The sequence below is a fragment of the uncultured Coprobacter sp. genome (assembly GCF_947855755.1).
Lineage (GTDB): Bacteria > Bacteroidota > Bacteroidia > Bacteroidales > Coprobacteraceae > Coprobacter.
Genome location: NZ_CANUAR010000014.1, coordinates 38,972 through 63,592 on the forward strand (window position 1 = coordinate 38,972; position 24,621 = coordinate 63,592).

Consider the following 24,621-nt stretch of genomic DNA (forward strand, 5'->3'; position numbering starts at 1 on the left):
GAAATGCAAACGACAAAAATAGTTATCGCAATAGATGGTTTTTCCTCTTGTGGGAAAAGCACGATGGCAAAAGAGCTGGCCCGCAAAATAGGATATGTTTATATCGATAGCGGAGCCATGTACAGGGCTATAACGCTTTACTGCATAGATAACAATCTTTTCGAAAACGACACGGTAAATGAAGCCGGACTACAAAAAGTTATAAACACCTTACAGATTACATTTAAAATCAACCCGGAGACAGGGAAACCCGAAACATATTTAAACGGGAAAAACGTAGAAAATGAAATTCGGTCGATGCAAGTATCCGACAAAGTAAGTCAAGTAAGCGCCATTCCCTTTGTACGTAAAGCTATGGTAGCGCAGCAACAAGCACTGGGAAAACAAAAAGGAGTCGTAATGGATGGCCGGGATATAGGAACGACCGTATTTCCGGATGCAGAACTAAAAATATTCGTAACGGCTTCATCCGAAACCCGAGCGCAACGCAGATTGGACGAACTGCAAAAAAAAGGGTCGAACGTTTCTTTTGAGGAAGTTCTCGATAATGTAAAAAAAAGGGATTATATAGACCAGAACAGGGAGGTCAGTCCATTACGAAAAGCTGACGACGCCTTATTACTCGACAATTCAAAATTGACTCTTGCCGAACAGGATGCATGGCTGATAGCCCAATATAATCGGGCTATCGAAAAATAGAACGACTTATGATAAAAATAGAGATCGATAGCAAATCGGGATTTTGTTTTGGTGTGGTAAACGCCATACAAAAAGCAGAAGAAGAATTGGAAAAATCGGGAATACTCTATTGTCTCGGAGATATCGTACACAACAACAACGAAGTAGAACGTCTGAAGTCTAAAGGTCTGATTACCATAAATCATGAAGACCTGAAGCGATTGAAAAATGTGAAAGTGTTATTAAGGGCTCATGGCGAACCCCCGGAAACTTACCGAATAGCAAAAGAGAATAACATAGAAATTATCGATGCGACCTGTCCGGTAGTTCTACAACTGCAACAGAAAATCAAACGTTCATACGAAGAAACCGACCCCGATACCGGTCAAATCGTTATCTATGGGAAGAGAGGACATGCTGAAGTAAACGGGTTGGTAGGACAAACTCACGGTGAAGCTGTCGTTATCGAAAGTTTAGATGATTTCAGTCGTATAGATTTCAACAAACAGATCAGCCTATATTCTCAAACGACCAAATCGGTAAACGGGTTTAAGAAAGTCGTGGAGGAAATCACTCATAGGCAGACTTCAGGACAAAAACTTTTATATTACGATACAATATGCAGACAAGTAGCCAATCGCATTCCGAATATCAGAGAATTTGCCCGACAGCATGACCTTATTTTATTCGTTTGCGGGAAAAAAAGCTCCAACGGCAAAGTTCTTTTTGAAGAATGTTGTAAAGTCAATCCCGAATCAAAATTAGTCTCGGACATATCGGAGATAGATACGAGTTGGTTCAAAGAGAAAAACAGCATAGGGATATGCGGCGCTACATCGACACCGAAATGGCTCATGGAAGAAGTACATGATTTTATACAAAAAAATATTTAGAGTTTGTCTAAGTTTTCCTATAAAGAAACATTATCTGGTCATCTTTGCGTTTTCTTTAGGCTACTATATTTAGTTATCAGATAAACAAATATTTATATATTACAGAATTTGCAAATATCAAAAAAATGTTTCTTCGTACTAAAGAATTTCTTATTTCCCGATATTAATAAAAAAGAAATACAGATTAAAGATTATTTTTCATACATTTGCGGCTATAAAAAACAGGTATTTCTTTAAAAAATAAGTTATGACAAAGAAAAAATGTATTGGAATACTGACTTCCGGAGGTGATGCTCCGGGAATGAATGCTGCAATTCGTGCAGTAACCCGTTCCGCCATATATAACGGATTCGATGTTAAAGCCATATATCGGGGATATAAAGGTCTGCTTACCGGAGAGATCGTCCCTTTTAAAACTCAAAACGTAAGTAATATCATACAACAAGGAGGTACGATATTAAAGACTGCGAGGTGCAAAGAGTTCGAAACACCGGAAGGTCGTCAGTTGGCTTTTGACAATATTCAGAAAGAAGGTATCGACGCTTTGGTGACAATCGGAGGCGACGGAACTTTAACGGGTGCTCGCATTTTCGCTACCGAACATAATTTCCCGATAATCGGGCTTCCGGGAACAATCGATAATGACCTGTTCGGTACGGATACGACAATCGGGTATGATACGGCACTAAACACGATTATGGAGGCCGTCGATAAGATAAGAGACACCGCAACTTCCCACGAACGATTATTCTTCATAGAGGTTATGGGCCGTGATGCAGGTTTCCTCGCTTTAAACGGAGCTATTGCATCCGGAGCAGAAGCCGCCATAATTCCTGAAATTGCCACAGAAGTAGATCAATTGGAAGCTCTGATCAAAAACGGATTCCGAAAATCCAAAAACAGTAGTATAGTTCTCGTTGCAGAAAGTCCGAGTACAGGAGGAGCTATGCATTTGGCAGAACGAGTAAAGAACGAATATCCTCAGTACGACGTCCGCGTGTCTATTTTAGGTCACTTGCAACGAGGTGGATCTCCGACAGCCAATGACCGAATTCTTGCCAGTCGTATGGGAGCTGCCGCTATCGATGCTCTTTTAGATGACCAACGTAATGTAATGATCGGAGTTCGGGATGATCAAATCGAATATGTCCCGTTCAATAAAGCCATAAAAAATGACAAACCTATAAACCGGGAACTACTAAATACATTACGCATATTATCAATTTAAAAATCGGCATGCGATAATCAGCAGAATAGCGACATTTTTTCTATAATTATTAAGAACCGTTTCAAAAAAATGATTATTTTTGAAACGGTTCTTATTTTGAATTATTGTTCAGAATAAACGCTGCACTTCAGCATAGCCAATTGAGTAAACTCATTGTCTCTGTTCTCGGCTTGCAGTTTATTTTACACAAAAACATTATACTTGCCTTCTATGAAAAAGACTACTTGCTCATTACGTTACAGCATTCTCTTTCTGTTTCTGACAGTCTCATCGCTTATCCATGCCCAGATCCCGGCCGGTTACTACTACCAGGCACATGGTAAAACCGGTGCAGAGTTGAAAACGGCTCTGCACAATATCATAAAAGAGGCTTCTATGCTCAAATACGGAAGCGGAGAAGGTGCAACTTGGGAAGGGTTCTTTTATACCGATCAAAATCCTGACGGATCGGTTTTCGACATGTACTCCAATGAAGTACGATATTTCAATGGATTCAACGGTATCGACGGAATGCATATAGAACATTCTCTGCCGAATAGTTGGTGGGGAGGCATTAAGAATAACGCTTATAAAGATTTATATCATCTTTATCCGGCAGATGCAACAATGAATATGTCGAAAAGCAACAACCCTTTAGGTGAAGTTTCCGGTACTCCTATCAGAGACAACGGATTGAGCAAAATGGGGAAAAACGGTTTCGGGAACACATATACAGGCAACTGCTTCGAACCTGCAGATATTTATAAAGGGGATTTCGCCCGTTCTTATTTCTACATTGCTACGGCATACGAAGACTATGCCTCTCTTTGGAATAGCCCGATGATGCAAAATAATACATGGCCTGTATGGCAGTCTTGGGCACTGCAACTACTGATGGAATGGAATGAAAATGATCTCAAAAGCTATCGGGAAGAAGAGAGAGCAGAAGCTGTTTACAAAATTCAGGGAAATCGTAATCCTTTTATAGATTATCCCGATTTAGTGGATTATATATGGGGAGATAAAACATCTACCCCCTATCCCTTTCCGGATGAAACAGAACCTTTTTTAATATCTCCGAGAAACAATAAAACATTAGATTTCGGTATTCTACTACAAGGCGACAATAAAACTATCGATCTTGACATTCAAGGAAAAAATCTAACTGAAACATTGAATCTTTATTGGAAAACCGGAGGAGAAAATGCCGGATTAAGTCTTTCTCAAGAATCGGTCACTGCAAATGAAGCTATAAATGGCAAAACGATTCATATCTGTTATATGCCTCGAACATCAGGAACGGGTATCGACACGTTAGTAATAAAAGACGGCGGACTGGCAGACTCGGTAATCGTTAAAGTATCACGAGGTGCGACAGAAGATTTTATGGCACTTTCGGCTACAGAAACGACTTCTACGCAATCTACATTGCAATGGATTCGCCACCCGCAAGCAACAGGATACCGAATCGATCTTTATTCAGGGGACCAACAAGCCGGAGACCTGATTATATCATCCTATATCGAAGGAAGTAAAGGATACGACAAAGCCATCGAAATTTATAACGGCACAGGAAAAGATATTGATCTCTCGAAATATAGTTTACGGAAACAGACAAACGGGAGCGGAAGTTTCGGAACTGAACTTTCTCTAAAAAATGATATGCATCCCATACTTGCCAATGGCGAAAACTTTTTGATTGTATCAGGAGACTGTACGAACGAAGCTCTGATAAACAGGGCACAAATGATCGCTCCGGCAGAACAAGAAAAATCTCTCATGTCATTTAACGGGGATGACGCAATCGGGTTGTATCATAGCGGCATCCAAATAGACGTTATCGGAGATGTAGATACGGGAAAAGGCGCAACTTGGGGAGTAAATGTTACTTATATGCGAAAAGCGGAAGTGACTCATCCTACTACCGTATGCGATTGGTCGGAATGGATAAATTTAGGTCAAGATGTTATCGACCGCACCGGCACTTTCACAATGCAGTTCGCTCCTGAGATTCAGTATATTTTCGAAGATAAAGAAGTCGGAGAACAAACGGAATATCCGGTTTCCGGCCTAATGCCTAACCACCGTTACACTTATCGTGTCACGGCACTGTCGACACAAGGAGAAATTGAGACTGTCAACACGATGGGTATTAAAACTTCTCCATTAGAATCGCCGGAAGTACTGGATGCGACAGAAATAACAGAAAACTCTTTTATCGCCAATTGGGATATAGTTCCCGGTGCTGAACATTACCTGATCGATCTGTACACCCTCATAGGAGATGAAGAAGTAGAAATATTTGAGACATTTACAAATGTAAAAGACGGGAAACCCCTGCCCGAAGGCTGGACGGGAAACGCATCGGGACATTACGAATCCAGTACAAATTCTAAAGAGCCCAATTCATTAGCATTCAAACCGGAAAAAGGAGAAGAAGAATACATACAGACTTGTGACTATCCTGCTCCTGTAACAGAGCTCTCTTTCTGGTACAAATTCGTTTCAGGAGGCGTAGGTTCGACATTCAAAATAGAAAAGAAAAGCAATGGTATATGGAGTGAGATAGATATTATAGAATTTGTAAATAGCGCTCAAACAGCAAGTTACTCATTCACAAAAGATGAAAATATTACGGCATTCAGATTTACTTATCACAAAGAGAAAGGGAATTTTGCTCTTGATAACGTATCTGTAACATACGGAGGCACAAATCCTGAATACATCGTACAAGATAAAATCGTAACAGACCTCAGCTGCAAATTCGAAGACCTGAAAAAAGATACAGAATACTATTATCAGGTTCGATCAGCAATCGGAGATATACTCTCGGAACAATCGGAACGAGTGGCTGTCAAGACATCCGGGAATACGGAATCTGTCGAAAAAAACGAACAGAACGGATTAATTTTTTGTTCAACAAATAGCGGCTTCAGAATTTTAGGTTTACAAGGAAACGAAACAGTTTCGGTATATACACCATCCGGAACGAGTATATTCGAAACTCGGGCAAACTCTGCCGTCATTGAAATTCCTGCCTCTTCACGAGGGATATATCTCATTGGAATAAAATCTTCGTCAGGATATAAGATAATGAAAGTTATCCGATAAATTTTCAGAAACTCTAAAAACGTGTTCAAATAAAAGTCCGGACTATACATTTTTATCGGAAAATTTAGATAGTTCTTATATATCCGAATGAACAAGAGACATTTTGTGTCAAAGAAGAAATAATATGGATTATTTTTTTTAAGTTTGCCACTAATGATAAAAGAGTTAGAAAAATATGGGCGAGTCCAGTAATATAGAAATACAGGAAGACAACTTAATAGAGCAGGAATTTCAGGCATTATTGACAGACTATCTGCATTCTAACCACCGGAAAAAGGTGGATATTATCGAACGGGCGTTTCGATTTGCCAAAGATGCTCATCAAGGTATTCGAAGACGTTCAGGCGAACCATACATCCTGCATCCGATTGCCGTAGCACGTATTGTATGTCAGGAAATAGGATTAGGCTCTACCTCCATTTGTTCGGCCCTCCTTCACGATGTCGTAGAAGACACAGAATACACGGTAGAGGATATAGAAAATTTGTTCGGGAAAAAAATAGCCATGATCGTAGCAGGACTGACAAAGATTTCCGGAGGGATTTTCGGCGATCAAGCCTCTGCCCAAGCCGAGAATTTCAGAAAATTGTTATTAACAATGTCCGAAGACATCCGAGTCATTTTGATAAAAATGGCAGACCGTTTGCACAATATGCGGACATTAGGATCTATGGCACCCAGTAAACAATATAAAATTGCCGGAGAAACACTCTATATTTACGCACCGCTCGCACATCGGTTAGGGTTATTTGCAATCAAAACAGAACTGGAAGATCTCAGTTTTAAATATGAACATCCGGACGCATATAAAGAGATCAGCCAGAAAATCGCAGACAGCGAAATAAAACGCCAAGCTGCTTACGAAGATTTTTCAGCTCCTATTACAGAAAAATTGCACGAAATGGGTGTAAAATTCGAGATGAAAGCTCGTGTAAAATCGGTCTATTCTATCTGGAATAAAATGCAAACCAAGAATATCCCATTCGAAGAGGTATATGATCTCTTTGCCGTACGTATTATTTTCGATCCGGAACGGGAAGAGGACGAAAAAAAAGAGTGTTGGAACATATATTCCATCATAACCGATATTTACAAAGTACATCCGGAACGTATTCGCGACTGGGTAAGTCGTCCCAAAGCAAATGGCTATCGGGCATTGCACGTCACAGTCATGGGTCCTGACGGAAATTGGACAGAAGTACAGATACGAAGCCGAAAAATGGACGAAATAGCAGAAAGAGGATTCGCTGCACATTGGAAATATAAGGTAGGAAATACAGATGAAGAATCGGAACTGGATATCTGGCTAAAAACGATTAAAGAGATTCTTGAAAACCCAGAACCGAACGCTCTCGATTTTTTGGACACGATAAAACTAAACTTGTTTGCGTCGGAAATTTTCGTATTCACCCCCAAGGGGGAATTAAAAACTCTTCCTAAAGATGCCACAGCTCTCGATTTTGCATTTACATTGCACTCTGATATGGGTTACCATTGTATTGCGGCAAAGGTCAATCATAAATTAGTACCCCTATCCCAAAAACTCCAAAGCGGAGATCAGGTAGAAATATTGACGTCCAAAACTCAAACTCCAAAAGAAGAGTGGATACATTTCATTACTACGGCAAAAGCAAAAACTCGATTACAAGCAGCTTTACGAAAAGACAAAAAACAAATCGCATCTAAAGGAGAAAACATTTTCAATAATTTTCTTGAAGAAAACGGGTTAGCCAAAAACGACTTAAGTATAATCGATAAAATATTGAACCACTTCGGTATAGACAAAAAAGAAGAATTGTTTTATCAACTCGGAAGCAACAATATCATCTTAGACGAATCGGTTAAGAAACTCTTTAAAAACAAGAGTCAAAACGTATTCATGAAATATTTGAAAATGCCGTTCGGGGGGAATAATAAATCTGCACCCGTTTCCGTAAAACCAGAATCGATTGCAACTCCAGACAAAAAAATAGACCGGAAAGCAACTTATATTTTACGAGACAACGGAAAAGAAAAGAACTATACCATCGCCCCTTGTTGCTGTCCTATTCCCGGAGACGACGTATTGGGGTATGTCAATGAAGACGAAACGGTTATCGTACACAAACGTTCCTGCCCTATCGCCATGAAGCTAAAAAGCAGTTTCGGTCCGCGACTTGTTTCTACACAATGGGACGAACGCATTGATGAATCTTTCCCCGCAACAATCGAAATTAAAGGAATCGACGGAGTCGGGGTTCTTAATCATATTACTAAAATTATTTCGGAAGATCTGGCAATCAATATCCGAAACTTGTCTATCGAAAGTAACGACGGACTGTTTACCGGGAAATTAGGCATCATGGTACATGACGTGCAAGATATAGAGAAACTATGTAACAATATAAAAAAAATCAAAGAAGTCAAGTCGGCCGTTCGAGTTAAAAACATATAATCATTGTAGAATATGAAACGGGAAACTGTAAAATCATTTTTGGGTAAAACGCTTATATTTCAAATCTTGTTCTTTGTTGCAGCGCTTTTTCTGACAATATATTTCTTCCCTCGCGAAGAAAAATTCCGATATCATTTTCAAGAAGGAAAACCATGGAAATACGGGCTGCTAACCGCATCTTTCGACTTTCCTATTTACAAAAGTCAAGAACAGATAAAAAAAGAACAAGACAGCATTCTACACCAATTTCAACCTTTCTATGTCGAAAACGCATCGATCGGGAAACAGCAAATAGCAAAATTTCAACAAGCGTACAAAAATGACTTGAAAGACCGATTACCTCACCATCTTTATAACTATACGCTAACCGCTTTAGACAATATATACAAACAGGGAATCATCTCATCCGGAGAATATGACAAACTGCAAAAAGAACACATCGAAAATATCCGCATACTCAATAACAATATTGCCCGTGAATATCAGGTCAGTCAGTTACGCTCACCTCGTACCGCTTACGAGCAGATTATAAATAGCCTTCCGGATGAGGCAAGCAAAGACCTTTTACGCACCTGCAATCTCAATACCTACTTAGTCGAGAACATGGTTTTCGACAGTACTACGACAAAAAAAATAAGATATGAACTTTTACAACGGATATCGGCATCCTCCGGTATCGTACAAGCCGGTGAAAGAATTATTGACCGGGGCGAGATCGTCTCTCCTCATACCTATCTGATTTTAAAATCATTGGAAACAGTAACCCTCAAGAAAAAAATCAACATGGACAGGAGAGAAACGACTCTGATCGGACAAGCGATCGTTATTACCTGTCTGTTTACTTTCTTTTATCTATTTTTAGCTCTTTTCCGTTCCCGGATTTTTAAAGATATAAGAAGTTTGGGATTCCTGATGCTGATGATCGTATGTGTAACATTGGCAGCATACATGATGACACAAACCAGATTACAAGGTATATATCTCGTTCCTTTCGCCATGTTACCGCTCACTGTCGTTACATTCCTCGATTCGCGAACGGCTTTATATGCGCATCTGGTCACTGTCCTGTTATGCGCATTTGCCGCACCGTTTCCATTAGAATTCATATTCTTGCAAATCATAGTGGGTATGACAGCAATAGACAGTCTCAGCGAATTAGTAAAAAGATCTCAACTGGTGCGTTGTGCTATACTCGTATTCATAGCTTACTGTGTAAGTTATGTAGGTTATACATTACTTACCGAAGGAGATTGGAGCAAGCTCAATCCGAACATGTTCCTTTATTTCGGTATAAATGGCGTATTGTTGTTATTTGCATATCTTCTGATTTATTTGCTCGAAAAGACATTCGGTTTCATTTCTAACGTTACTTTAGTAGAACTGTCCGACATTAATTCTCCGGTACTCAGGCAACTTTCTGAAATTTGTCCCGGAACATTCCAACATTCCATGCAGATTTCAAACTTAGCGGCCGAAGCAGCGAACAAAATAGGAGCAAATGCTCAATTGGTAAGAACCGGAGCTCTATATCATGATATAGGGAAACTCGCAAATCCGGCATTTTTTACAGAAAACCAATCTGGAGTAAATCCTCATCAAAATCTTTCATACGAACAAAGCGCTCAAATTATCATACAACACGTAAAAGATGGACTCAAGATGGCTGATAAATTGATGCTCCCTCAAGCGATCAAAGACTTTATCAGTACACATCACGGAAAAAGTAAAGCCAAATATTTTTATAATTCATATAAAAACGAATTTCCGGACTTCAAAATCAACGAAGACTCGTTTACCTATCCCGGACCGAATCCTTTTACCAAAGAAACAGGAATATTGATGATGGCAGATGCAGTCGAAGCGGCTTCCCGCAGTTTGAAAGAATACACAGAAGAGTCTATTTCAAAATTGGTAAACAATATTATAGACAGCCAGACAGCTGACGGCCTTTTCAAAAATACCCCTTTAAGTTTCAGAGATGTAGAAACTATAAAAAACGTATTCATCGAAAAGCTGAAAACAATGTATCATACACGCATCAGCTATCCCGAATTAAAAGAAGATCCACATCGACAGCCGGATCAAGCTAAATAACAATATCGCAATTCGCCAAGAGATCGAAGTAAAAATAATAACTTGTAATTTCAAAAACATATTCCATATCAAATTTCTATCTTGATAGAATAAAAATAAAAAATATGTAGGTAGATAAAGAAAATTTGTGTAATATTGCACTGTCAAAATAAATTGAAGCAGAGAGATAATGAAACAGTTCCTGCAATATTATTTTATATATACTACTATTACAACAACCACCCCTTAGGGGGTTCAAGTTGTCATATCCATCCTTTGGGTTCATAAATACAGATATATGAACCGATTCCACTGAAAATAAATTTATAAATTTGTTCTTGTCCCTTTAATCGATATCGCTTACCTGTATAAAACCGGGAAAGAAATATTGTGCCGGACAAAAAATAAAAAAGATATATTTACAACTGATGAAAGTATTAAAATTCGGAGGAACATCCGTAGGTTCCGTAGAAAGCATCAAAAACGTAAAGAAAATAGTAGAAGCCTGTGATGAACCGGCGATAGTAGTAGTGTCCGCTTTAGGAGGTATTACCGATAAACTAATAGAAACCGCTCGTTTAGCAGGAACTGGAGACACAGAATATCTGACTCATTTTAAAGAAATTATCTGCAGGCATCATAATGTTATCGACGGAATCGTTCCGGAAGAGCGTAAAAAAGAAGTGCTGCAAATTGTAAACGAATTATTAGACGAGCTTGGCAATATATTTCGAGGGGTATCACTTATCAAAGACCTATCTACTAAAACCCAAAATACCATAGTCAGTTATGGGGAACGGATATCATCCGTGATTGTCAGCCGAGTGATTAACGATGCCGTACATTATGATTCACGAGAATTTATTAAAACAGAAGTCCAGTTCAACAAAAATATAGTTGATTTCGATCTAACAAACGAACTGGTTAGGAAAACATTCAAAGAACTACCGAAAGTCGCCTTAGTTCCGGGGTTTATCTCTTCTGATAAAAAAAATAATGATGTGACCAACCTCGGCAGAGGCGGTTCGGATTACACTGCGGCGATCCTCGCAGCGGCATTGGGAGCATCGCGTCTGGAAATATGGACAGATGTCGACGGGTTCATGACCGCCGACCCTCGAGTCATCAGCAACACTTATGTTATAGAACACCTATCGTTTATCGAAGCGATGGAATTATGTAATTTCGGGGCAAAAGTAATTTATCCCCCGACCATTTATCCGGTTTACCATAAAAATATACCTATCGTTATTAAAAACACTTTCAACCCGGAAGCTCAGGGAACATTAATAACTCAAGATTCTGCATCAGGCGAAGGAAAGGCAATTAAAGGAATATCGTCGATCAACGATACTTGCTTAATTACCGTTACCGGACTTGGAATGGTAGGTGTTATTGGTATAAATTACCGTATATTCAAGGCCCTTGCCAAATCGGGAGTAAGCGTATTCCTCGTATCTCAGGCATCCTCTGAGAATAACACTTCTTTCGCAGTAAAGAATGCAGATGCAGATTTGGCGGTAAAAGTTCTTACAGAAGAATTTTCCCAAGAAATCGAAATGGGCGAGATCAGTGAAATCAGTGCAGAGAAAGATCTGGCTACAGTAGCCATCGTAGGTGAAAATATGAAACACACTCCGGGTATTGCCGGAAAACTTTTCAATACTTTAGGACGCAACGGTATCAATGTTATTGCATGTGCGCAAGGTGCTTCGGAAACAAATATCTCTTTCGTAATAGAATTAAACAGTTTGAGAAAAGCTCTCAACGTAATTCATGACTCGTTTTTCTTGTCTAATGTACAGGTTCTCAACGTATTTATTACTGGTATAGGATTAGTAGGAAAAGACTTGTTAGAACAAATACGCAAACAACAACCTAACCTACTCAAAGACAAATCGCTCCGATTGAATATCGTAGGATTGGCAAATTCAAAAAAATGTCTGTTCCGCCGGGAAGGGATTTCTCTCGACCACTATGAAGAAGAACTCAAGGCATCTCCACTGCCGGCCAGTCCGGCAGCTATACGAGATGGTATCATTCAGATGAATATATTCAACTCGGTTTTTGTCGATTGTACCGCAAGCAATGAAATCGCTGGAATTTATAAAGACCTTCTTAATCATAACGTTTCTGTCGTCGCCGCTAACAAAATTGCGGCTTCATCAGCTTATGACAACTATGCCGAACTGAAAAGAATAGCACGAAAACGGGATGTCAAGTTTTTGTTCGAAACAAATGTCGGAGCAGGATTGCCGATTATCAACACAATCAATAACCTGATCAATAGTGGGGATAAAATTCTGAAAATCGAAGCAGTCGTTTCCGGAACATTAAATTTTATCTTCAATGTTTTAAGCGAAGATATTCCCCTAAGTAAAGCGATTCGTTTGGCTCAGGAATCAGGTTACAGTGAACCTGATCCCCGACTCGACTTAAACGGACAGGATGTGGTACGAAAGCTTGTCATTTTGGCAAGAGAAGCAGGATATCGGGTAGAACAAAGCGATGTTGTAAAAAAACTGTTCATCCCCGAAGAATATTTTCAAGGTTCTCTGGAAGAATTTTGGAAACAGATTCCCAAGCTTGACAAAGAATTTGAAGAACGACGTAAAAAGCTGGTAGCAGAAAATAAGAGATACCGTTTTGTCGCAACTTTAGATGGAGGTAAAGTCGAAGTCGGATTACAGGAAGTCGATAGCAAACACCCCTTTTATCAATTAGAAGGAAGCAATAATGTAATATTAATCACGACAGATCGCTACAAAGAATATCCGATGGTTATCAAAGGATATGGAGCAGGAGCTATGGTAACGGCAGCCGGCGTATTCGCCGATATCATCAGCATCGCAAATATTCGTTAGTAAAATAAATGTCATTATGAAGTATATAATTGTATTAGGTGATGGAATGGCAGATGAGCCAATCGCTGAATTGGGAAATAAAACTCCTCTTCAGGCTGCCGACACTCCTATTATGGACTGGCTCGCCTCACATGGAAGATGCGGCCGCTTAAATACTGTCCCCGAAGGATTCGAACCGGGAAGTGAAATCGCAAACATGTCGGTTCTCGGATATGACTTATATAAAGTCTTTGAAGGAAGAGGTTCTTTAGAGGCAGCCAGTATGGGAGTAGACATCGAACCGGGAGAGATGGCTATGCGCTGTAACCTGATCTGTATAGAAAACGGAATTATAAAAAATCATTCGGCCGGACATATTTCCAATGAAGAGGCAGCCGAATTGATCGATTACTTACAAAAAGAACTGGGAGGAAATGATGTGAATTTCTTTCCGGGAGTTTCGTACCGACATCTTCTTAAATTAAAAGGCGGAGACAAACGATTAAAATGTACACCCCCGCATGATGTTCCCGGAACTCCGGCAAACGAAGTAATGATAAAAGCTCTTGTCCCGGAAGCTCAGAAAACAGCAGACCGGCTGAACGAACTTATCGTCAAATCCCAGAAACTATTATGCAATCATCCGGTAAATTTGAAAAGAAAAGCCGAAGGTAAAGATATGGCTAATAGTATATGGCCGTGGTCACCGGGTTACAAACCACAGATGAAACCTATAACACAACAATACGGCTTACGCAATGGAGTGGTTATTTCAGCAGTTGATCTGATCAAAGGCATAGGTATTTACGCCGGATTAAAATCTATTGACGTAGAAGGGGCTACCGGATTATATGATACAAACTATGAGGGAAAAACCGAAGCTGCCATAGAAGCTCTGAAAGACAATGATTTTGTATATCTGCATATCGAAGCCAGTGACGAAGCCGGCCATGAGGGAAACGCCTTACTAAAGAAAAAGACCGTAGAATTCTTAGATCATCGGGTTTTAAAGCGACTGGTAGAAGTTTCTCAAGAAATGGATGAACCCTTGACTATCGCTCTATTGCCAGACCATCCTACCCCATGTCGCATTCGCACCCACACCGCAGCCCCAGTTCCTTTTATAATCTATAAACCGGGAAAAGAACCCGACAATGTACAGACTTACGATGAATTCAGTGTCGAAAAAGGATATTACGGGCTACTGAGTCAAGATGAATTTATTAAAGAATTATTCAAAAAAGATTGATCAAATGTATTATTACAGTACAAACAAACAGGCCTCTAAAGTTACTTTAGAGGAAGCGGTAATCAAAGGACTCGCCTCCGACAAAGGTCTTTTTATGCCAGAAACTATAAAAAGGTTGCCTGATGCTTTTTATCATAATATCGGAGAGATGACATTTCAAGAAATGTCATTTATCGTAGCAGAAGCTTTTTTCGGAGAAGATGTCGAAGCCGATATATTGAAAGAAATCGTTTATGATACACTGAGTTTCGACACTCCTCTTGTTCCTGTTCATGACAATATATACAGTTTAGAATTATTTCATGGGCCGACATTGGCATTTAAAGATGTCGGAGGACGCTTTATGGCACGCCTATTAGGTCATTTCATTCGCAAGAAAGGAGAAAAAGAAGTAAATGTTTTAGTCGCAACATCCGGAGATACGGGTAGCGCCGTAGCAAACGGATTCTTAGGAGTACCCGGCATACGAGTATTTGTCTTGTATCCCAAAGGAAAAGTTAGTGAAATACAAGAAAAACAGTTTACGACACTCGGACAGAATATCACGGCTTTAGAAGTCGATGGAACTTTCGATGATTGTCAAGCCCTCGTAAAAGCGGCATTTATAGACAAGGAACTGAATAAAGCCATGCTATTGACATCGGCCAATTCTATCAATGTTGCCCGTTTCTTGCCACAATCTTTTTATTATTTTTACGCTTATGCTCAATTAGCCCGTATGGGGAAAAACAAAGATGTAGTCTTTTGTGTCCCCAGCGGAAACTTCGGAAACATAACAGCCGGACTATTTGCAAAAAAAATGGGTCTTCCGGTTAAGCGGTTTATCGCAGCAAATAACCGAAACGATATATTTTTGCAATATCTCAACACCGGTAAATATGAACCTCGCCCTTCTATACCGACCATAGCTAATGCTATGGATGTCGGTAATCCCAGTAACTTCGCCAGAATACTGGATCTATACGAAAACTCTCATGAAGCTATCCGTAAGGAAATAAGCGGAGTCAGCTATACAGATGATCAAATACGCGAAACACTTGGTGAAGTATATAAAAAATATAATTATTTACTCGATCCTCATGGAACTTGCGGCTATCGTGCTTTAACAGAAAAGTTAGAAAATGGAGAAACCGGTATTTTCTTGGAAACGGCACATCCTGCTAAATTTCTGGAAACAGTAGAAGATGTTATCAACACCCCTGTTAATATCCCGGATACCCTTTTAAAATTCATGCACGGGAAGAAAAAAAGTATCGAAATACCCGCCTCATTTATACCATTTAAACGATTGTTACTCAATACAAAATAATTTAAATAAACAGGTTATCAACATACTATTTTCAAATTGTTGATAACCTGTTTATTTATCTTTTCCATCATGTCATTAAACCTTTCTCTCTAATCATTATCTATATAAAATAAACTATTGGATAGCAAACATTCATATATAAAAACCTGTTCTTTTAATAAAAACCGTCAATTCTATCGATATGAAAAATAATACTATAATAATCATAGTTTGCTTTCTAATAGGAATCGGAATGGTATCCCAATTGCATTCGAGTGAAAAAATATCTCAAAAGAAAATCTCGAAACACAACGTTCCTGATTCCACTGACATGAAATATCATGCACAAGCTCTTGCAGCATTAAAAGACAGTTCTTTTGTTTTCAATACCCACCAAATCATTTTTAATAACGGAATCAGCACTTCTGTAAGTTCCGTAACCAATTTTATTTCCTTAAATAAAAACCGGGTAGTTGTACAAATAGCTTTCGACACTCCATATATAGGATATAACGGTTTAGGAGGAATTACCGTAGAGGGACACATCTCGACCGTTAAAATGAGAACGGACAAAAAGGGTTTCACCCGTTATGAATTTTATGCGAACGGAACAGGTATCTCAGCCAGAGTCGAACTGACTTTACATCCGACAAACAATTCTGCGACAGCGATCATTTCTCCGAACTTCAACAGCAAACAATTAAATTTGAGTGGAAGTATATCCCCTTTGAACAAAGCTTATATTTATAAAGGAACGACTTTATAATCGTAAAAACTTCGGAACAATTTCCTTCCAGAACAATTAAAATGAGAAATACGCTCCAAATTTCTTATTTTATGACACATTTACACCTTAGTGTACGCTATTCTTTCAGTATTTTTGTGATGATATAAACTTTAACCTCCTAAAAAATACGATGAAAGAGAAAGTAATTTTTTTGATATGCTTTCTATGCATATCATGTATGGTAAAAGCCGAAAGCAAACAAGTAATTAAAATCAGTACGGACGACATAGACTTAATTTACAAAGTCGGAGAGAACAATCGCCTTTACCAAAGTTATTTGGGAAAGAAGTTGCTCCATACGTCCGATATTGCCTATTTGCCACAAGGCACAGAAGCTTATCTTACACACGGCATGGAAGACTACTTCGAGCCGGCAATTCATATAGTTCACAATGACGGAAATCCGTCCTTACTATTAAAATATATATCCCACACCGAAAAACAACTTTCACCGGGTGTAAATGAAACAATTATTACCTTGCAAGACGATAAATATCCCGTCACGGTAAAACTACACTATATAACCTATCAAAAAGAGAACCTGATCAAAACATTCACAGAGATCAGTCATCAAGAAAAGAAACCGGTAGAGCTACACAAATATGCATCTTCAATGCTACACTTGAATCGGAATCGATATTTCCTGACTGAATTTTCAGGAGATTGGGCAAGTGAAGTACACATGAAAGAACAACCTCTGGAATTCGGAAAAAAAATACTCGATTCTAAATTAGGGTCTCGTTCCAACATGTTTTGTTCACCTTTCTTCCAACTCTCTTTAGACGGAAAAGCAGAAGAAAACCAAGGAGAAATACTAGTCGGAACATTAGGATGGACCGGAAATTTTCGCTTTACATTCGAAATAGATAATAAAAATGAATTACGTGTCATATCGGGAATCAATCCGTACGCATCAGAATATAGCTTGAAACCGAACGAAGTTTTCCGTACTCCGGATTTTTATTTCACCTATAGTTTTTCAGGTAAAGGTCAAGCCAGCCGGAACTTTCACGACTGGGCTCGTAAGTATCAAGTAAAAGACGGGAATAAAAGCCGCATGACTTTATTGAACAATTGGGAAGCTACATATTTCGATTTCAATGAAGAAAAACTCGTAGAATTAATGGATGATGCCGTAGAATTGGGCGTAGATATGTTTTTGCTCGACGATGGTTGGTTTGCGAACAAATATCCGCGTAGCAGCGATCATCAAGGACTGGGAGACTGGAAAGAAACATCAAATAAACTTCCTAACGGTATCGGATACTTGACAGAAACAGCAAAGAAAAAAGGCATTAAATTCGGTTTATGGATCGAGCCGGAAATGGTGAATCCCAAAAGCGAATTGTATGAAAAACATAAAGACTGGGTCATCCATTTACCTAACCGGGATGAATATTATTTCCGTAATCAGTTAGTATTGGATTTAAGCAATCCGAAAGTACAAGATCATGTTTTTAATGTAGTCGACAATTTAATGACCAAATACCCGGATATTGCTTTCTTCAAATGGGATTGCAACAGCCCGATTACCAACATTTATTCAATTTATCTTAAAGATAAGCAATCTCATTTATATATCGATTATGTTCGGGGACTCTATAACGTACTGGATCGAATAAAAAACAAATATCCCGATCTGCCGATGATGCTCTGTTCCGGAGGAGGAGGACGCTCGGATTACGAAGCCTTACAATATTTTACGGAATTTTGGGCAAGTGACAATACCGACCCGATAGAAAGGCTATTTATCCAATGGGGATTCTCTCAAATTTTTCCATCCAAAGTCATGTGTGCACACGTTACTACATGGAATAAAAATAGCAGCATAAAATTCCGGACAGATGTCGCTATGATGTGTAAACTCGGCTTCGACATAAAATTAACGGATATGAACGAAAACGAAAAATCCTATTGCCAATCGGCAGTAAAGAACTATAATCGATTAAAACCCGTTATTTTAGATGGAGACATGTATCGCTTGGTATCTCCTTACGACGGGAATCATACCTCGACCATGTATGCCAGCAAAGATAACAATAACGCCGTAATCTTTGCATTCGATATACATCCCCGCTATGCCGAAAAAACATTGCCCGTACGCCTGCAAGGATTAGATCCGAATAAAATGTACCGTGTAAAAGAAATCAATCTGATGCCGGGAACGAATTCTTCCTTACCGGACAACGGGAAACTTTTATCCGGAGATTTCTTAATGACTGTCGGATTAAATTTATTTACGACACAGCAACTTAATAGTCGTGTAATCGAAGTCTCTGCTGAATAACTAACTTAAAAGAATTATACTCAATCAAATAAAAAACTTCCATAAAAAGAAAAAAGCTACCTCATTTTCCGTTTCGAGGTAGCTTTTTTGTATCCAATAGGAGTTAACTGTTTTTATAAAATAGACAGAATGCAAACGATTAAAAAAACAAATGTTTGAGATATTAGTTTCTCTTTCTCAAATATGCAACACGCATATCCCAAGTTTTTTTATTTTTACAAAACATTTTACACACCTTATCCGTCTGTATTTTCCGATAAAAAGATATTATCAGATCGTTTTTGCGATTTCTTCCTGTCCGGTTTCCCATTTTCTCGATAGCCCGCTATTCATCCCTGTAAAAACAATAAAGTATCCTCGAAAGGAACTATCAAATCTGACCCGAGCAAAATTCAGGTTCAAAGAAGAGCCTCAAAAATAAAGCATAATATTTTTCAACATATTACAAAACACGTTTTCGTCCTGACAATAATCGCTCATGGAAGAAGTCCACGATACTATCTCAATTACACTTTAGCATATATATACTTTTTTCTCTTCTGAAAAAGATACACCGAACAGACTAATAATTATAATAAAAAATAGAGGCTGCCAAACGACAGCCTCCACACACACTACAACCAATCCTAATTTTTACCTATTAGAAAACCTGAAAAACACATTTACATCACAAAATTATTTTAAACACCTTAATAGCTTTATCCGCTATTACAGAAATAAAGTAAATTCCTTTGTTCAAATTTTCAAGAACACCTTTTCCACTTACCGAAACAACAGAAATAAGAGAGGCCGTTGCATCGGTAACTTTCAGAATAGCATTCTTTTCTCCTACATTATAGCAGACGTTTCCGTCTGAGATATAGACATTAACGTCTGAAACCTCTTTTTTTTTTAAACCGGTCGTTGTAGGATTAAAATCCGACTTGGCGAACTTTCCGCCTCTTTTTCCATTGTCAATAGCCTGTACCCCCCACTCATAATCGACATTTTCATCAGGGACATACATAGAATAAGAGGTCGTCATTATCTGACCCGAAATCTCTGCCACTTTAATAAATCCGGTAGCTGGATCAGCTGGAACTGTCATAAAATATTCCGATGAACCGGCCTTTCTCAAATACAAATTATATTGTAATGCCGATGCCGGAGTCACGTCATCTGTGGCAGCATCCCATGTAAAGGTTACCATGCGTGTATTCTTATCATAAGAACATCTCAAATTTTTCGGTGCCGACGGAGCCGCATTAGAATCGATATTCTTACTGCCCGAATTATTTTTCCACAACTGCGTAGCACAAGCCTTTGAACATACGGATGCTTGTGCCCATCCCATATTCCAAGCATCCAAATAACCGTCATTATCATAATCTACCAGATGATTATTCCCATGACTGATTCTGTCAAAAGCCCCTAATTTACCGAAAGGATCATCATAATAAGCCCCGTAAGACTCAAAGTAAAAATCTCCCTTATTCAAATATAACCATGTCGTAATCTCATGTTCTGATCCATGTCCTCCGACCAAAATATCTGGCAATCCGTCATGATTGACATCACCCAGCGAAGGTGTTGCACCATCGACACCTTCAAAGCCGCAGAAAGCATCATTTAACATTTCAAAACTACGATTTCCGCAATTTTTATACACGAAGAACGATTTTGCACTTCCTCCTCCCTTATTTCGGGAATAACCTGTAACGACAATATCCATGTATCCGTCAGCGTTCAAATCGCCCAAAGCACAAGAAGAATCATACGATCCGTAAAAATGTTGTTCGGTTTCACTGAAAGTTCCGTCACCATTATTCCAATAAATATGCAGATTCCCTTCATTCGGACCGTATCCCGATGACACGATATCTAACCAACCGTCATTATCCATATCGGCAAAGTAAACAGACCCTCTCGCCAATCCCAAAAACGGATCAGTCCCGTTAAGCGGAGTTTCCTGCCGAATAAATCGCTTACCTTTATCATTCTTATAGAGATATACGGCACGACGGTCATGGTGTACCAAAACATTGCCATCTTCTGCTAACATTCCATCTGCATCTTCATAATCATCCCTCCCGGTTACGACAATATCCAGATAACCGTCCTTATCATAATCACCTACCGAAACCCATTGGCGGGAACGACCTCCATCCGTATCATTATATATAGGATAAATTCCCATGCGATTCCCTGATTTATCGGCAACATTCACCTCTTCAAAAATGAAGTTTCCATCCGCTCCCTTACCCTTATTTTCGTATAAAAAAGCGGCAACATCATTCAAGTCATTTTCATAATCTTTATTTTTCAAACCGGGAACAAAAAGATCCAATAATCCGTCATTGTTATAATCGAACCATACCGGACAAGCATAATAACAAATATCAAAAGGGCTATCTTTGCGTTCAAATTCATCATTTCCTGCATACTCATATAACAATGCATTTCCTTGTTTCGATAAAGAAAGATGTTCATTATACCCCGAATATATAAGTTCTAATTTTCCATCATTATCAAAATCTCCCCAAGCTACATTCGAGCGATCCGATGTGTGATAAAACTCTCCTGCTGCAACATCTGCCCCATTTCCCGATTGTGCAGGTTCTGCCGGAACAGGTTGTGCTATTTTTTCAAATTTCGGGATTATTACTGTTCCGGGAACAGAAATATCCGAATATTCCGGATTTTCCAATTCATCATAATTCTCGGTATATTCAAAATCTTCGGTCACAAAAGCCGAAATTCCGATATCCATAATCTGCTGACCACCACCTTGTTTTCCTCCGACAGCAATCAAATTCCAACTATTCGGCTTCAAGGCTTTTTTAGCTTCCTCCGAAATATCTTTCGGTATATAATTAAATACACTACCAGTTCTCGAAGCTGCCCATACTCCATTTATATACACATCTATATCATCATCATGAAAAACAATAAAACGCAGTTTATCGATCATTTCTTTTGTAATATCTCCAAGATAAAACCAACGACGCATATAAATCTGGCTCGTTTTCCATTCGGTAGAAACAAGACTTGTCGATGGCTCCGGAACACCGAAACCAAAAGCTGCCTGTCCTTTCGCCCAAGCTCGGTCATCAAACTCTTTAGCAAACCAACGGCGGGGAACATCGGTCGTCGTATTATAACGCCATGTATATTTATGATCTTTTGCCGTAGAAAGTATAGGCTTAATAATTATTTCATTTTGAGGCATATTTACACACTCCTCAATTTTTGATTTCAATTCCCCATAAGGAGAGTATGGTTTCAAAACACGACGGTCGTAAGTCAGAATTCCATTTTTCTCAATTTCGACATCCGAGATTTGGGTATATACCGCTGCATTCAATCCTTGATAATAATAATCTTTTATCTTATCGCACAAGCCATAAAAAAATGCAGTGAAATCCCGACCTGTCTCTACCGTAGTATATTGAAAATCTCCTCCCGGCCAAATATGTCCCGGCACTTTCAACGTTATTCCGCCATATTCTCCGCAAACCGCAGCCCGGTTTGCATTGTGCGGACATGATGGATCGGGATAACTATGCGTATCGATAATGTCTCCGATTTCGGCATCAGTCCATCCGCTTGCACAACAAATCAAAGTAGGCTTTCCGAACCGTGCCGGAGTTAATGAATTTACCTTAGTATCGACTATATTGGTCATACGTTCCGTGTCGAATTGTCCCCAACCTTCATTAAAAACGATCCACTGAACAATGCTGGGATGATTTTTCAAAGCATCTATGATAGATTTTGATTCCGACTCAAAATTTGCTTTTGCAAAATCTTCATGACCTTTGGGCAGATTCGGACTCGGCAAGTCCTGCCAAACCAAAATTCCCTCCTTATCGCAATGATAATACCAACGAGCTGGCTCGGTCTTGATATGTTTACGCACCATATTGAATCCCAAGTCTTTCATCGTACGAATATCGAATAATAACGCCTCATCACTGGGTGCTGTATATAATCCGTCAGACCACCATCCTTGGTCAAGCGGTCCCATCTGAAAAATCTGCTTATTATTCAAAAATATACGAGGAATATCTCCGACTTTTTTAACCTCGATCTTACGGATTCCGCAATAACTTTTCACAGCATCTGTTTCTTTTCCGTTCTTTACAAGAGAAATTTCAAGATCATATAAATAAGGATCTTCTACCGACCACGGATGTACTTCTCCATCGATCGTCATGCGGATAATACCGGCAGGATTTCCATTTTCCAATGACGAAACGACATTTCCTTCTTTATCTTTTATCTTCGCATTGACAGTAACCCCGTCGGGTTCACTCGGATTTACCATAAGCGACAGCCATTTTTTATCTAAATTAGGCTCCATTGTAAATGACGCTATATGCACCGGATTCACCGGCTCTAACCATACAGTCTGCCAAATACCACTCACTGCCGTGTACCAGCATATAGAAGGGTTTCTCGACTGTTTCCCTGTCGGCTGTCCTTCCATACCCGTATTATCATAAATATATACAGCAATTTCTTGTTCCCCGCTACCCTTCAATGCAGAAGTAATATCGAAATAGAAAGGATCATAACCTCCGGTATGAGTCCCTACCTGAGTACCATTTACATAAACAACCGTCTTCCAATCGACAGCGCCGAAATGAAGTAATATATTTTTTCCTTTCATCGATTCGGGAATTACAACAGTTCTCCTATACCAATAACATTGTTCGTCGCTTTTCTCCATAACTCCCGATATAGCCGATTCCAAAGGAAACGGTACTAATATCTTTTTATCATAATCGAAATCCGCCGAATAGGCCTCGTCAATTACACCTTTCCTGAGATCCCACACTCCATTCAGATTCATCCAATCCGACCGTACCATTTGTGGTCTCGGGTACTCGGGCAAAACATTATTCGGATCTATCGTTTCAGACCACGTAGTCATCATAGGTCCTTTTTTCATCTCCCACTCCGCTGCCTGAGAAACTGTTCCCCAAAACAATAAAAAACAAAATAAAATGAATAAACTTATTCGAGAGAAGTTCTGCTTCATGATATTAAAAGTTTAACCGTTAGAAAAATTATCATCCCAAAATTACCTTATAAAGAATTATTTTAATAACGTAAAACGGTCAATAAATAGAAAAAATAAGGCATTTATCTGCACGATAAACGCCTTATTACAAATTAATCGCCTTCAATTACGACACAACAACTTTAAAAGAGATATTTTTCCCGTTTTCACCCGTCACCTTTACAACATAATTACCTGTCGGAACGGAAACTTCACTCCTTCCAAGAATATTTTGCCCGGTATGGATCAATTTCCCGTCCACGTTATATATATCCAATCTTACCGGATTTTCAGCAGTCACTACAATACGATGATCACGAGAAAAAATCCGCACTCCTTCAAGAGATTCCGCATCAAGAGCACTGACATATCGAATAGGAACAACCTGTTGCAAACGAATATCATCGGATGATGCTCCTATCAAAAAGATATAATTTCCTTCAGGCGTGTAAAATTCAGAATTGCTCTCGCTCCACAAACGCAATTCTTTTTTAGGTATCCGCACCGCTATTTCTGTTTCCTGTCCTTTGGCGATATGTACACGCTTAAACCCTTTCAACTGTTTCAACGGCAAAATCGTTCCTTGATCAGGGAACTGAATATATACCTGAGCAACCTCATCACCATCATAATCTCCCGTATTCGATACAAAGAACTTAACCGTTACATTTTCCTCATCTTGAGTTATATCCAACCCTCGATACGCAAAATCGGTATAACTCAATCC

Annotated in this window: 13 protein-coding genes; 11 read left to right on the top strand and 2 right to left on the bottom strand. The window is 39.1% G+C overall.

Features of this window, described 5'->3' with window-relative positions:
- Nucleotides 1-3 precede the first annotated feature (3 nt).
- From cmk to Q0093_RS08855, 11 genes are all read left to right on the top strand, one after another.
- The gene (cmk, locus tag Q0093_RS08805) at nucleotides 4-699 is read left to right on the top strand and encodes a (d)CMP kinase (RefSeq protein ID WP_297929762.1); all 696 of its coding nucleotides are present in this window, start codon (nucleotides 4-6) and stop codon (nucleotides 697-699) included.
- Nucleotides 700-707: 8 nt separating this feature from the next.
- Nucleotides 708-1,571: a 4-hydroxy-3-methylbut-2-enyl diphosphate reductase gene (locus Q0093_RS08810; RefSeq protein WP_294178548.1), complete on the top strand. Its 864-nt coding sequence runs from the start codon at nucleotides 708-710 to the stop codon at nucleotides 1,569-1,571.
- Between the two features lie 247 nt (nucleotides 1,572-1,818).
- Nucleotides 1,819-2,799, top strand: coding sequence for a 6-phosphofructokinase (gene pfkA, locus Q0093_RS08815; protein WP_294178549.1), 981 nt, complete (start codon nucleotides 1,819-1,821; stop codon nucleotides 2,797-2,799).
- Nucleotides 2,800-3,009: 210 nt separating this feature from the next.
- A complete protein-coding gene (locus tag Q0093_RS08820; protein ID WP_297929764.1) occupies nucleotides 3,010-5,889 on the top strand; it encodes an endonuclease in 2,880 nt (959 codons plus the stop codon).
- A gap of 175 nt (nucleotides 5,890-6,064) precedes the next feature.
- On the top strand, nucleotides 6,065-8,323 hold the full coding sequence (locus Q0093_RS08825) for a RelA/SpoT family protein (protein ID WP_297929767.1): 2,259 nt from the start codon (nucleotides 6,065-6,067) through the stop codon (nucleotides 8,321-8,323).
- 12 nt (nucleotides 8,324-8,335) lie between these two features.
- A complete protein-coding gene (locus tag Q0093_RS08830) occupies nucleotides 8,336-10,417 on the top strand; it encodes an HDIG domain-containing metalloprotein (protein ID WP_297929769.1) in 2,082 nt (693 codons plus the stop codon).
- 407 nt (nucleotides 10,418-10,824) lie between these two features.
- Nucleotides 10,825-13,260 (top strand): bifunctional aspartate kinase/homoserine dehydrogenase I, encoded by a 2,436-nt coding sequence (thrA, locus tag Q0093_RS08835; RefSeq protein ID WP_297929771.1) that lies wholly within the window; start codon nucleotides 10,825-10,827, stop codon nucleotides 13,258-13,260.
- 16 nt (nucleotides 13,261-13,276) lie between these two features.
- Nucleotides 13,277-14,488 carry a cofactor-independent phosphoglycerate mutase gene (locus tag Q0093_RS08840; protein WP_297929772.1) on the top strand — a complete coding sequence of 404 codons (1,212 nt, stop codon included), beginning with the start codon at nucleotides 13,277-13,279 and terminating at the stop codon, nucleotides 14,486-14,488.
- Nucleotides 14,489-14,492: 4 nt separating this feature from the next.
- Complete coding sequence (gene thrC, locus Q0093_RS08845) at nucleotides 14,493-15,797, top strand: threonine synthase (protein ID WP_297929774.1); 1,305 nt, start codon at nucleotides 14,493-14,495, stop codon at nucleotides 15,795-15,797.
- Nucleotides 15,798-15,978: 181 nt separating this feature from the next.
- On the top strand, nucleotides 15,979-16,542 hold the full coding sequence (locus Q0093_RS08850; protein WP_297929775.1) for a DUF4251 domain-containing protein: 564 nt from the start codon (nucleotides 15,979-15,981) through the stop codon (nucleotides 16,540-16,542).
- A 151-nt stretch (nucleotides 16,543-16,693) separates the two neighbouring features.
- Nucleotides 16,694-18,850: an alpha-galactosidase gene (locus Q0093_RS08855; protein ID WP_294178566.1), complete on the top strand. Its 2,157-nt coding sequence runs from the start codon at nucleotides 16,694-16,696 to the stop codon at nucleotides 18,848-18,850.
- 667 nt (nucleotides 18,851-19,517) lie between these two features.
- Here Q0093_RS08855 and Q0093_RS08860 read toward each other — a convergent pair.
- Complete coding sequence (locus Q0093_RS08860) at nucleotides 19,518-23,873, bottom strand: FG-GAP-like repeat-containing protein (RefSeq protein WP_297929777.1); 4,356 nt, start codon at nucleotides 23,871-23,873, stop codon at nucleotides 19,518-19,520.
- Between the two features lie 148 nt (nucleotides 23,874-24,021).
- Nucleotides 24,022-24,618: a fibronectin type III-like domain-contianing protein gene (locus tag Q0093_RS08865; protein WP_297929795.1), complete on the bottom strand. Its 597-nt coding sequence runs from the start codon at nucleotides 24,616-24,618 to the stop codon at nucleotides 24,022-24,024.
- Between the last annotated feature and the right edge of the window lie 3 nt (nucleotides 24,619-24,621).

Coding starts and splice junctions, on each gene's coding strand:
- cmk (WP_297929762.1), top strand. CDS start 4: ATGCAAACGACAAAAATAGTTATCGCAATAGATGGTTTTTCCTCTTGT.
- Q0093_RS08810 (WP_294178548.1), top strand. CDS start 708: ATGATAAAAATAGAGATCGATAGCAAATCGGGATTTTGTTTTGGTGTG.
- pfkA (WP_294178549.1), top strand. CDS start 1,819: ATGACAAAGAAAAAATGTATTGGAATACTGACTTCCGGAGGTGATGCT.
- Q0093_RS08820 (WP_297929764.1), top strand. CDS start 3,010: ATGAAAAAGACTACTTGCTCATTACGTTACAGCATTCTCTTTCTGTTT.
- Q0093_RS08825 (WP_297929767.1), top strand. CDS start 6,065: ATGGGCGAGTCCAGTAATATAGAAATACAGGAAGACAACTTAATAGAG.
- Q0093_RS08830 (WP_297929769.1), top strand. CDS start 8,336: ATGAAACGGGAAACTGTAAAATCATTTTTGGGTAAAACGCTTATATTT.
- thrA (WP_297929771.1), top strand. CDS start 10,825: ATGAAAGTATTAAAATTCGGAGGAACATCCGTAGGTTCCGTAGAAAGC.
- Q0093_RS08840 (WP_297929772.1), top strand. CDS start 13,277: ATGAAGTATATAATTGTATTAGGTGATGGAATGGCAGATGAGCCAATC.
- thrC (WP_297929774.1), top strand. CDS start 14,493: ATGTATTATTACAGTACAAACAAACAGGCCTCTAAAGTTACTTTAGAG.
- Q0093_RS08850 (WP_297929775.1), top strand. CDS start 15,979: ATGAAAAATAATACTATAATAATCATAGTTTGCTTTCTAATAGGAATC.
- Q0093_RS08855 (WP_294178566.1), top strand. CDS start 16,694: ATGAAAGAGAAAGTAATTTTTTTGATATGCTTTCTATGCATATCATGT.
- Q0093_RS08860 (WP_297929777.1), bottom strand. CDS start 23,873: ATGAAGCAGAACTTCTCTCGAATAAGTTTATTCATTTTATTTTGTTTT.